Genomic DNA, 12,025 nt, shown 5'->3' with positions numbered 1-12,025 from the left:
CTTTTAACCTGTTGAACAGGCTATACTGTGCCGCGAAAAATCGAACAAAAGACTCCGCGAAAAAACGCGAAAATCAGAAAGGAAATACTCACGTGACTCCCATCGTAAAATCATTCCAGTTTGGCCAACACACTATTACTCTGGAAACCGGCGTGATCGCCCGTCAGGCTGACGCGGCTGTACTTGCCAGCATGGGTGATACCTCTGTGTTAGTCACAGTGGTTGGTAAAAAAGAGCCTAAACCAGGTCAGGACTTCTTCCCTCTGACCGTAAACTATCAAGAAAAAACTTATGCTGCCGGTCGTATCCCTGGCGGTTTCTTTAAACGTGAAGGCCGTCCTTCAGAAGGTGAGACCCTGATCTCCCGCCTGATCGACCGTCCAATACGTCCATTATTCCCTGAAGGCTTCACCAACGAAGTGCAGGTGATTGCCACAGTGGTTTCTGTGCAGCCTGAAATTCAGCCGGACATTATTTCTATCATTGGTACCTCTGCGGCTTTAGCGCTGTCTGGTATTCCGTTTGCCGGCCCTCTGGGTGCCGCCCGTGTGGGTTATATCAATAACCAGTACGTACTGAACCCGTCCGAAGCTGAGCTGAAAACCAGTAAGCTGGACCTGGTGGTGGCTGGTACGGCCAATGCCGTACTGATGGTTGAATCTGAAGCGGGCATCTTGTCAGAAGACGTGATGTTAGGCGCCGTCGTTTATGGCCACGATCAGATGCAAACTGTGATCAATGCCATCAACGAATTTGCAGCAGCTGCTGCAAAACCAGCCTGGAACTGGGTAGCTCCGGCCAAAAACACCGCGTTGATCGCTCAAATTGCTGAACTGGCAACTGCCGATGTTGGTGAAGCGTACCGCATCACTGAAAAAGCCAAACGTTACGAGCGTATCGGTGAAATCAAGGCCGCTGTATTTGCCAAAATCAAAGCACAACTGCCAGAGGGTGAAAGCCTGAACGAGCTGGAAGCTGGTGAGATTTTCCATAACCTGGAAAGCCAAATCGTGCGCAGCCGTATCATCAAAGGTGAACCGCGTATCGACGGCCGTGACAATGAAATGGTGCGTGCTCTGTCGGTGATGACAGGTCTGCTGCCACGTACCCACGGCTCGGCATTGTTTACCCGTGGTGAAACTCAGGCACTGGTCACTGCCACTCTGGGCACAGCCCGTGATGCACAAACTGTGGATGATTTGCTGAGCGAAAAAACCGATCACTTTATTTTCCACTACAACTTCCCTCCGTTCTCAGTGGGTGAGACTGGTATGGTCGGTTCACCAAAACGCCGTGAAATCGGCCACGGCCGTCTGGCCAAACGCGGTGTGGCTGCCGTCATGCCTGCGTTCGAAGATTTCCCGTACACAGTACGTATGGTGTCTGAAATCACAGAGTCAAACGGTTCAAGCTCAATGGCTTCTGTTTGTGGTTCTTCTCTGGCGCTGATGGATGCAGGTGTACCGATCAAAGCCTCTGTGGCTGGTATTGCCATGGGCCTGGTTAAAGAAGGCGATGATTTCGTGGTTCTGTCTGACATTCTGGGTGATGAAGACCACCTGGGTGATATGGACTTTAAAGTGGCCGGCACCTCAGAAGGTATCACCGCCCTGCAGATGGATATCAAGATTGACGGTATCACCAAAGAAATCATGCAGATTGCGCTGAAACAAGCCAAAGCAGCCCGTCTGCATATTCTGAACGTGATGGACCAGGCAATCAGCACACACCGTGAAGAATTGTCTGAGCACGCCCCACGCATTTACACCCTGAAAATCAATCCGGAGAAAATCCGCGACGTGATTGGTAAAGGCGGTGCAGTGATCCGTCAAATTACTGAAGAGTCAGGCACCACTATTGAGATTGAAGATGACGGTACTGTAAAAATTGCTGCCACTAACTCTCAGGCTGCCAATATCGCTATCAACAAAATTGAAGCCATTACAGCTGAAATTGAAGTGGGTCGTATCTACCACGGTGACGTGGTGCGTATCGTTGACTTCGGTGCTTTCGTGAACGTACTGCCTGGTAAAGATGGTCTGGTGCACATTTCGCAAATCTCTGATGAGCGTGTAAATAATGTGGCGGATCACCTGCAAATTGGTCAGAAAGTCGCGGTTAAAGTACTGGAAGTGGACAAGCAAGGCCGCGTCCGTCTGAGCATCAAAGAAGCTCAGGAAAAACCTGCTGAGGCTGCCGATGCAGCTGCTGCAGAATAAAGCCCTGCGGACTTTCGTCAGCACACTGCTTTGTGCAGTGTGGCTGACGGGTTGTGCTCAAACCACGGCGTCTCAGCCTGAGTTGGTGGAAGATTTGCTGATGCCTGAGGCTCAGCCGGTTTCTTATCGCACTGAAATTGCGATCGCCCGAATCACTGAGCTGTTAACCAAGCCCGAAGCTACAGATGAACAACGTGCCCGCTTGTTTTATGACCGCGGCGTCATGTATGACAGCGTTGGCTTAAGAGCTCTGGCCCGCTTTGATTTCCTGCGTGCGTTACGGCTACAACCTGATATGGCGGATGCCTATAACTTTATCGGCATTCATCATACGCTGGTGGGGAATTACAACGAAGCCTATGAGTCTTTTGATGCTGCACTGGAACTGGCACCGGATTATGATTATGCCTATCTGAACCGGGGCATTGCCCTGATGTACGATGGTAAAAATGATTTGGCTGTCAGTGACTTCGAAGCCTTTTACCAGGCTAAACCAGCAGACCCTTACCGTTCCTTATGGTTGTATTTTGCCGAGAGTAAAAAATCAGTTCCGGAAGCACAGGCTCGCATGGCATTGAACGAAGCCAGACTGGACTCCCAGCACTGGGCCAGCCAGATTATCGCGTTTTATCTGGGGAAAATCACCGAACAACAATTGCTGGAGATTGCGGCTGACCCACAACTGAATCCTCAGCAATTGGCTGAACGTTTGTGTGAAGTGTATTTTTACCTGGCCAAATGGCATGAACAGCAGCACCCGACCAAAGCGTTGGATTACTACAAAAAAGCGTTGGCCACCAATATTCATGAATTTGTTGAGCACCGTTACGCCCGCATTGAAATGAACAGGTTAAGAGGTTTGGATGCTGATGCAGAACTGGCTCAGTAGCCCGCTGCATTTTGTTGAAAAAGGCCGGCTTGCTGGCTTTTTTTTATGCAGCCTGCTTTGTGCTTGTCAGCCAGACTGGTCCGCCAAAACCGACACCGAACTATTTAAAGCCGCGGCCACACAAGCGGCAGCCGCCACTGAACTGGCACAGCGACGCCTGGCACAGCAGCAATGGGCAGCCGCGCTGAAATGGCAGTTGCAGGCGCTGCAGCTTGGTGAACATCAGTTGTTAGCACCTTATCTGCACTTGCTGGAACAGCAACAGGGCTTTTACGCAGCGGCTGAGTTTTTGTCGCTCTGGCAGCAAGCGCAACAATCACAAGTTGAGCCATCTTTGTTGGCTCAGTATGGTTTATGGCAGGGGAACAGCTCTGTACCGGGCTTGCAGCGGTCAGAATGTGCCTTACAGCTGCAACCCGTGCTGCAAAATGCGGCGGCGGAACAACAGTGGAAAAGGTTGCTGGCAGAATGGCAACGGGACCCGGCTATGAGCAGCCTGTCGGTCTGTTTTTTGCCAGCGCAGCGTATCCAGAGCCTGGAGCTGCGTTGCAGCCTGGCGTCTGACACCCGGGTACAGTGCCAGTATCAGCATTTGGCTTCACTGGTTCGTCACAGTGCCATGACTCAGCTGCTGGTCATAGGCGGTAAGGGCGGAGCCAGTTATAACAACGGTATTTTGCAGTTAGCAGAAGACAGCTCTTATTCTGTGCTCCGGCATGAGTTTGCTCATGTGCTGGGATTTATCGATGAATACCGCTTGCCAGAATCCACCGCAAAAGACCTTTGTACCCGATCGGATATTCCGAATCTGCTGACGGATCTGGGCGAGCTGCCCTTGCATCAACGGCGCTTTGCTCACCAGCGCACAGTGGAGCAATTGGTGAAAGTGGACACTTGTGCACAAGTGGGGCTGCAGGCTTATGCGTTGGCAGACTGGTCCCTGATGCGTTATCACGAAGCGGAGCTCAGTCCCTTGTACCTGCACTTGATGCAGCATCAGCTCAAGTCGGCAAAGGCACTGATGCCAGTGCAGTATTTTTATGCCTACAAAGCCCGTCTGGCAGGTGACATGACCAGTTGGTCAGTCTTTATGCGAAAGGCCGCAGCACTCGGCTATCCCGATGCGATACGGCTGTTGCAGCAGTCGTCTAAGGTGCAGACAGATCAGCCAGCTCCCGGCTAAGTAATTCAGCGTCACCCAGGTTCAGTTCAAGCAAACGGCGTAAATGGCTGACCGATTCAATATCCACTTTGTCACAGCGCAGGCCGACCAACAGGCCATGCTGATGAGCGACACTGACTTGCATCTGCAGGTGCAGGCCAGAATCATTCAGTTCGATTTCAAGCTGGTAAGGCGTGCCTATCACCAGACTGCCAGTGTGTTCCAGCTGGACCAGCGCACCTTTGAGGGATAAATCTTTTAACTGGCCAGGCAGTTGCTGGCCAGATGCGGTTAATAGAGTGGGGCCACTGAACAGCACCCGGCTAAAACGTCTGTGATCCACGACAACCTCTCTTATCTGTTGCCCTAAGCATAGTTGGTTTTTAAGGCAAAAAATAGACTGACGCAGGGAAACCGGCCTGATGTCAACTGCTTACCTATCCATAACAGGGAACTCCAAGTCGCAGAGCTCCTTTATGGCCACCCTTATTGTTTTTGGTTATTTAGCGTTGTAATTCACAACCTCTTCACCTGCGGCCTGGCGGTCTGCGTGGTACGAAGACCGCACGAAGGGGCCCGAGGCGACGTGTTTAAAGCCGATTTCATAACCAATACGTTTGATTTCTTCAAACTCGGCCGGGCTCATGTACCTTTTGACTGGTAAGTGGTGCTTACTGGGTTGCAGGTACTGGCCGACGGTCAGCATATCGACATTGTGTGCGCGCAGGTCGTGCATCACTTCGATAATTTCTTCGGTGGTTTCACCCAACCCCACCATCAGGCCGGACTTGGTGGACACTTCCGGATGGGCTTCTTTGTAACGACGCAGCAGCTCCAGCGACCACTTGTAATCGGCACCTGGGCGCGCCAGTTTGTATAGCCGTGGTGCAGTTTCCAGATTGTGATTAAACACATCAGGTGGGGTTTGGGTCAGAATATCCAGCGCAGTATCCATGCGACCACGGAAATCCGGCACCAGTACTTCAATTTTAATGGCCGGGCTTTCACGGCGAATGGCGCTGATGCAGTCAGCAAAATGCTGGGCACCACCATCGCGTAAATCGTCACGGTCGACTGAGGTGATCACCACATACTTCAGCGCCATGTCTTTAATGGTCAATGCCAGTTTTTCCGGTTCTTCGGCGCTGGGCGGCAAAGGCCGGCCATGGGCAACGTCACAGAATGGGCAACGACGGGTACAAATGGCCCCCAGGATCATAAAGGTGGCAGTACCATGGTTAAAACACTCCGGCAGGTTAGGACAGGAGGCTTCTTCACAGACCGAATGCAGGCCGTGTTTACGCATGGCGCCTTTGATCTGTTCAATACGTTCTGTGCTGCGGGGCAACTTGATCTTCAGCCAGTCGGGCTTGCGCAGCATTTCGCTGGGTTCGGTTGGCAGTACCTTTACCGGGATCAACGCCATTTTGTCGGCATCACGTAATTTGACACCGGGTTCCATACGGGCTGTTTTGGTGGTCATTTTAATCTGTTAACCCTGTTTTGTGGTCGGGATGGGTTATGGTCAGTTGCTGCAAAAATTGCTGCACCAGCTGTTGTTTGGCCTCAGCGACAGTCTGAGGGCCCTGAATACTTTGTGTCTGGATCATTTCCATGCCAGCATAGCCGCAAGGGTTAATGCGCTGAAAGGGGCTCAGGTCCATATTGACGTTCAGCGCCAATCCATGAAAAGTGCAGCCTTTGCGCACCCGCAAGCCCAGAGAGGCTACTTTGCGCCCGTCGACATAGACTCCCGGCGCGTCAGCACGGGGATAAGCAGTGATGCCATAAGGGGCGAGGCTGTCGACAATACATTGTTCAATCAGGGTTACCAGTTCACGGACACCCAGTTTACGGCGCTTAATATCCAGCAGCACGTACACGACCAGCTGGCCAGGGCCATGGTAAGTCACCTGACCGCCCCGGTCGACCTGCACCACAGGAATATCGCCGGGCATCAGCAAATGCTCTGCTTTGCCAGCCTGGCCTTGAGTAAAGACCGGCGGATGTTCTACCAGCCAGAGCTCGTCCGGGGTTTGTTCGTCGCGCTCATCGGTAAAACGCTGCATGGCATGCCAGGCTTCCCTGTAGTCACACAGGCCTAAATCCCGGATCACCAGCTGATGGGTCAGTGTCACAGCACTCTCCACTGCACTTTTTGGTCGCGTATTATACCTGCAACCAGATAAAAAAGGGGCCTCAGATCACATAACGGACCAGTTCAAGCCGGCCCAGTTCGGTATACAGCAGTTCCATATGGTCTTTACTGACCACAGTGACGGACACAGTGACAGAGTGATAATTGCCTTTGCTGCTGGGGCGGACTTGCGGGTTGTAGTCATTGGCTTTGGCGTGCACCTGCAGTACAGCCACAATATGGTCCACCAGTTCAGGCACGGCCACACCCAGTACTTTAAAGTTGACCGCGCAGGGAAACTCTAAAAATTCGTCAAATCTGGTGTTTTTCACTTCTGTGGTCATGGCGTTGTACTCATTAAGATCAATAAAAAAGTCCCGGTCGGGCCGGGACTTCTGTGGAAAAGGTCAGTTCCGGCAGCTTATTCAAACTGCATTTTTACCATATCAATCAGGCGGCTGAAAAAACCGGCCTGTTCGATATCTTCCAGGGCAACCAGTGGGTATTCGGCCACGTCTTTGTCCCCCAGTTTTAAGTAAACAGTGCCCAACTGCTGGCCCTTGGTAATGGGGGCGACCAGTTGCTGATTCAACTTAAAGTCAGCTTTTAATTCTTTGCGTTGGTTGCGTGGCAGTGTAATGGGCGTTTCTTCCAGTACACCCAAGGTCAGCATATCTTTGGTGCCTTTCCAGACGCGTTGTTCTGCAAATTTTTCACCCGCTTTAAAAGGTGAAAAGGTTTCAAAGAAACGGAAGCCGTAGGTCAGCAGCTTTTTATTCTCCGCCTCACGGATTTTAGCGCTTTCAGTGCCCATCACCACTGAAATCAGCCGCATCGAATCTTTGGTTGCTGAGGTGACCAGGCTGTAACCGGCTTCAGAGGTGTGACCGGTTTTGATGCCGTCCACATTCAGGCTTTTATCCCATAACAGACCGTTACGGTTGTATTGTTTGATGCCGTTAAATACATACTCTTTTTCGGAGTAAATTTTGTATTCCTCTGGCGTGTCACGAATCAGGGCTACGGACAATTTAGCCATATCACGTGCCGTGGTGCGCTGCACCGGATCCGGTAAACCGTGCGCGTTGGCAAAGGTGGTGTTGTCCATACCAAGACGGGTGGCGTGGGCATTCATCAGTTCGACAAACGCCCCTTCGGTGCCGGCAATATGTTCGGCCATGGCGACACAGGCATCGTTGCCTGACTGAATGATAATGCCGCGGTTCAGTTCTTCGACGCTGATGGTTTCGCCGACCTCAATAAACATTTTTGATGAGTCGGAATACTGCTTCGCCCAGGCATTTTCGGTGATAGTGACCGGGTCGCTGGGTTTGATATTGCCATTTTTTATTTCCATACCAATGATGTAACTGGTCATCATTTTGGTCAGGCTGGCCGGGGCCAGAGGTTCATCCGCATTGCCTTCCGCGAGCACTGCCCCTGTGTGGTAATCAATCAGAATATAGCCCTTGGCGTTTACTTCCGGTGGCTGAGGTAACACAGTAGGTTGGGCTGGCGCTGTTTGTCCGGCTGCAAAAAAGCTTGCAACACCAATGGAACCAGCAAGAAAAATTTTACGATACGTATTCATGAGACCTTTTCTTTTGATTGTCACTAAAAAATTCGGGTTAACTGCAACTGTTTCTGTCAGTGATATAAGCTGAAGGGTAATCCGCTGATTTCAACTGGTCTAACAAGGCACCGGCAGCTGCCGCTGACGTCATTGGACCGGCCAGCAAACGGAAAATTCCATTGCCATCGTTAATTTCTGTTGCCACCGCATGACGTTGGCTGATTTGTTCGCCCAGTTGCTGCAAGCGGGCTTTATTGCCACTGGCCACCAACTGGATATAACAGCCACTGACTTTGCCTGCCCGCGCCACTGCAGGTGCGGCCTGATAAGCCGGCGCTGTGGGGGCTGCCACTGCAGCAGGCAGAGGCTGGCTTAAACCCGGACGTGGTGTAGCCGGGTTGGACACCAGGGTGGTTTCTTCAAATTTGTTCCGGCTTGGGCTGCCAAGACCCATAGCATAAGTGTCCTGGCCTGCCATGGCCGGTGAAGCCAGTAATTCCACCCGCACCCTGGCGGTGCCTTTGCCCATCATGCCAATTTTGTAGGCGGCAGAGTAGGACAGGTCAATAATACGGTCGTTGTGGAAGGGGCCCCTGTCATTCACCCGCACTATCGCGGATTGGTTGGTATCCAGATTGGTCACCCGCACGTAAGAGGGTAAAGGCAGGGTTTTATGTGCCGCGCTCATTGCAAACACATTGTACTCTTCGCCATTGGATGTTTTATGTCCATGGAATTTATTGCCGTACCAGGAGGCGATACCGACCTCGTCGTATTCGGTAATGCCCACCAACGGCGAGTAGTCTACGCCATAGATGTTGTAGGGTTTGTTGCCACCCCGACTGAGCAGTTCAGCTTTTGGTTCCGGATCTGTCATTTCCAGCAAGGTCGGCAGGCGGGTCGGGTGGCTGTCTTTGTCTTGCGAGTAACGGCCTTTATTGGGTTCTTCCCAACTTTGGTTTGCGGAAGAATCTGAAGACGGCTTTGGAGTTTGGCTACAGGCCGAAATCAGCAGAGAAAGACTTAGCGCTGTTATTATTTTTAGTTTCATATCAGGACTGCGGAGCTAAAAAACGTTTATGAGTCGCAATGGACATTAGAATACCAAAACCTGCCATCAGTGTAACCATTGATGTGCCACCATAACTGACCAGAGGTAAGGGAACCCCCACGACGGGCAGTAAGCCGGACACCATACCTATGTTGACAAACACATAGACAAAAAAGGTCAGCATAATGCTACCTCCCAGCAGGCGGGCAAAGTTGTCCTGGGCCCGGCTGGCCAATACCAGACCACGAGCAATGATAAAAAGGTACATCGCCAGCAAAAACAACACCCCAATCAGGCCCAATTCTTCACTGAACACCGCAAAAATAAAATCGGTATGCCGCTCCGGCAAAAACTCCAGCTGTGACTGGGTACCCTGCATCCAGCCCTTGCCTTCAAAGCCGCCTGAACCTATCGCAATTTTGGACTGTATAATGTGATAACCAGAGCCCAAAGGATCGCTCTCCGGGTTTAAAAAGGTCAGCACCCGACGTTTCTGGTAGTCATGCATAAAAAACAGCCACATGGTGTAGCCGACCACAGGCAGCGCCAAAGCAATGCTGCTGATAATTTTCCAGCTCATGCCACCTAAAAACAGTACAAAAGCGCCGGAGACAAAAATAAGAATGGAGGTGCCGAGGTCGGGCTGCTGCTGGATCAGCACTGTGGGTATGGCACACATCACAAAACCAAAAATCAGGTGCTTGGTGCGCAGTGGCAAAGGGTTGGATGACACAAACCAGGCAATGGCCATAGGTACAGCCAGTTTCATCAGCTCCGAAGGCTGAAACTTCATAAAACCTAAATCCAGCCAGCGCTGGGCCCCTTTGCCTATATGGCCAACGGCCAGCACCAGGATCAGCATGACGGTGCCGACCAGAAACAACGGCAAAGCCCAAAAGGCCAGGGTTTGAGGTTTCACCTGAGCCAACAGCAGCATCACACCAAAAGCCATCAGCACTCTCAGCACATAACGGCTGATCATGCCAATGTCATGGCCACTGGCGCTGTACAATACAAAAAGCCCGGTCGCGGATAATGCCAGCAGAGCGAAGAACAATGGACCGTCCAGATGCAGCCTGGCCAGCAGGCCCTGGTGTTTGGGGTCTTTTAAGGTGGTCATGGCTGCGCCCCTGCGGCACTTTGCCGGGTAAAATAGTGGTCCATCATTTTGCGGGCTATAGGGGCTGCATTGGCGCCACCTCCACCAACGTTTTCGACCGCCACTGTCAATAAAATACTGGGGTTTTCGGCTGGGGCATAACCAATAAACATGGCGTTATCCCGGTGAATTTCTTTCAGTGCCGCCGCGTTGTATTTCTGGTTCTGCGCCATATTGATCACCTGGGCTGTACCCGTTTTTCCGCCTGCACTGTAACTGATGCCTTTAAAGGCGTTATACCCAGTGCCGCCCTGGATCATCACGGTCTGGCGCATCGCTTCACGGGCAATATCCCAGTTTTTCGGATTCTTCACTTCAACACTTTGTTGCAGCGGCGCAATCAGGCTGGTGTCCTGCTGCTGGTTACGGAAAAACCGCCCCATATGGGGCGTGGGTTTGGCGCCATTATTCAGCAAAACGGCCGTCGCCAACGCCAGTTGCATCGGCGTAATGGTCCAGTAACTCTGACCTATGCCCAAAGATACGGTGTCGCCTGGAAACCAGCTTTGTTTATGGCGGGCCCGTTTCCATTCCTTGGAGGGCATCAGCCCCTGGCTTTCTTCCAGCACATCAATGCCGGTGCGGGAGCCAAAACCAAACTGCTTCATATAAGACGAAATTTTTTCGATGCCGAGTTTGACGGCTAAATCATAAAAATAGGTATCACAGCTTTTGGTGATAGCGGTGTACACATCGACCCAGCCATGACCCCATTTGACGTGGTCGCGGTAGAGGCGGCTGTAATTGGGCAGCTTATAAAAACCAGGGTCAGGAATGCGGGTCTGTTCTGTGACAGTGCCGCTTTCCAGCCCCAGTACCGCCATATGAGGTTTAATGGTGGACGCCGGCGGATAAACACCCTGCGTCACCCGGTTCACCAGAGGCCGATCCGGCGAGTTCAGCAGTTCACGGTAGTTTTTGCCGCTGATGCCATGCACAAATAAATTCGGGTCGTAACTCGGGTTGGAATAAAACGCCAGTACCGCACCGTCTCGTGGGTCCATCGCGACTATGGCGCCACGGTTTTCGCCCAGCAGCTCTTTGGCTTTTTGTTGCAGGCTGAGGTCAATGGACAGGATCAGATCATCGCCTGAGGTGGCGGGCTGAGAATTCAGCACCCGGATCACCCGGCCTCTGTTGTTCACTTCCACCTGCTCAAAACCAACCTGACCATGCAGCTGGCTTTCGTAAAACCGCTCCATGCCAATTTTGCCAATGTCGCGGCTGGCCGCATAATTGGCGGATACTCCGTCTGCTTCCAGCTTATCCAGCTCTTTGGCGTTAATTTTTCCAATGTAGCCGATGGCATGGGTAAATAAATCGCCATAAGGGTAATGCCGGGTTAAGCGGGCTTCCAGTGTGACGCCGGGAAAGCGGTGTTGATTCACGGCAATAATCGCCACTTCCTGGTCAGTCAGATGCTCTTTCACCGCTATGCTGGCAAAACGGCGGTGGTGGCGCACTTCTTTTAAAAATTCTTCCTGCTGCTCTGGCGTGATCTCAATCAGCTTGGCCAGCTCTGACACCGTCGCTTTAATGTCGGCAACCTGTTCAGGCACCAGTTCGACCGAATGGATAGGGCGGTTTTCGGCCAGCAGCACGCCATTGCGGTCGTAAATCAGTCCCCGGTTCGGGGGTTGTGGAATGAGCTTAATGCGGTTACCGTCGGCACGGGTGACATAGTGCTCGTGCATCTCAATTTGCAGATGATACTGGTTGAAAACAATCAGCGTAAAACACAACACGACGATGACAAAACCCACAGCGGCCCGTTGTTTAAACAACTGACTGTCGGCGGATGGGTCCTGGATGGCCTGACGTTCTTTGCGCATGGC

Annotated in this window: 11 protein-coding genes; 3 read left to right on the top strand and 8 right to left on the bottom strand. The window is 51.9% G+C overall.

Annotation, left to right across the window (positions count from 1 at the left end; all coding sequences use genetic code 11):
* The first annotated feature begins 92 nt into the window (after positions 1–92).
* The 3 genes from pnp to WKJ04_RS00970 are packed head-to-tail and all read left to right on the top strand — an operon-like array spanning position 93 to position 4,291.
* A complete protein-coding gene (pnp, locus tag WKJ04_RS00980; RefSeq protein ID WP_337878714.1) occupies positions 93–2,219 on the top strand; it encodes a polyribonucleotide nucleotidyltransferase in 2,127 nt (708 codons plus the stop codon).
* Positions 2,200–3,108, top strand: a complete 909-nt coding sequence (nlpI, locus tag WKJ04_RS00975; protein ID WP_337878713.1) for a lipoprotein NlpI — start codon at positions 2,200–2,202, stop codon at positions 3,106–3,108. The genes pnp and nlpI overlap by 20 nt, the downstream gene beginning before the upstream one ends.
* A complete protein-coding gene (locus WKJ04_RS00970; RefSeq protein ID WP_337878712.1) occupies positions 3,083–4,291 on the top strand; it encodes a hypothetical protein in 1,209 nt (402 codons plus the stop codon). Before nlpI ends, WKJ04_RS00970 begins: the two co-directional genes overlap by 26 nt.
* Here the strand turns inward: WKJ04_RS00970 and WKJ04_RS00965 are convergent.
* From WKJ04_RS00965 to mrdA, 8 genes are all read right to left on the bottom strand, one after another.
* Positions 4,257–4,613 (bottom strand): PilZ domain-containing protein, encoded by a 357-nt coding sequence (locus WKJ04_RS00965; RefSeq protein WP_337840861.1) that lies wholly within the window; start codon positions 4,611–4,613, stop codon positions 4,257–4,259. The genes WKJ04_RS00970 and WKJ04_RS00965 overlap by 35 nt on opposite strands.
* A gap of 156 nt (positions 4,614–4,769) precedes the next feature.
* Complete coding sequence (gene lipA, locus WKJ04_RS00960; protein ID WP_337878735.1) at positions 4,770–5,732, bottom strand: lipoyl synthase; 963 nt, start codon at positions 5,730–5,732, stop codon at positions 4,770–4,772.
* A gap of 22 nt (positions 5,733–5,754) precedes the next feature.
* Positions 5,755–6,408, bottom strand: a complete 654-nt coding sequence (lipB, locus tag WKJ04_RS00955) for a lipoyl(octanoyl) transferase LipB (RefSeq protein WP_337878711.1) — start codon at positions 6,406–6,408, stop codon at positions 5,755–5,757.
* A 61-nt stretch (positions 6,409–6,469) separates the two neighbouring features.
* Positions 6,470–6,751 carry a DUF493 family protein YbeD gene (gene ybeD / locus WKJ04_RS00950; protein ID WP_337840859.1) on the bottom strand — a complete coding sequence of 94 codons (282 nt, stop codon included), beginning with the start codon at positions 6,749–6,751 and terminating at the stop codon, positions 6,470–6,472.
* A gap of 77 nt (positions 6,752–6,828) precedes the next feature.
* Positions 6,829–7,998: a D-alanyl-D-alanine carboxypeptidase family protein gene (locus WKJ04_RS00945; RefSeq protein ID WP_337878710.1), complete on the bottom strand. Its 1,170-nt coding sequence runs from the start codon at positions 7,996–7,998 to the stop codon at positions 6,829–6,831.
* Positions 7,999–8,035: 37 nt separating this feature from the next.
* Complete coding sequence (locus WKJ04_RS00940; protein ID WP_337878709.1) at positions 8,036–9,031, bottom strand: septal ring lytic transglycosylase RlpA family protein; 996 nt, start codon at positions 9,029–9,031, stop codon at positions 8,036–8,038.
* A gap of 1 nt (position 9,032) precedes the next feature.
* Positions 9,033–10,151: a rod shape-determining protein RodA gene (gene rodA / locus WKJ04_RS00935; protein WP_337878708.1), complete on the bottom strand. Its 1,119-nt coding sequence runs from the start codon at positions 10,149–10,151 to the stop codon at positions 9,033–9,035.
* Complete coding sequence (gene mrdA / locus WKJ04_RS00930) at positions 10,148–12,022, bottom strand: penicillin-binding protein 2 (protein WP_337878707.1); 1,875 nt, start codon at positions 12,020–12,022, stop codon at positions 10,148–10,150. Before mrdA ends, rodA begins: the two co-directional genes overlap by 4 nt.
* Positions 12,023–12,025: the final 3 nt, after the last annotated feature.

The organism is Rheinheimera sp. (assembly GCF_037442345.1).
Classification (GTDB): domain Bacteria; phylum Pseudomonadota; class Gammaproteobacteria; order Enterobacterales; family Alteromonadaceae; genus Pararheinheimera.
Note: the sequence above shows the minus strand (reverse complement) of the source record. Positions and strands in the feature narration are given on the sequence as shown.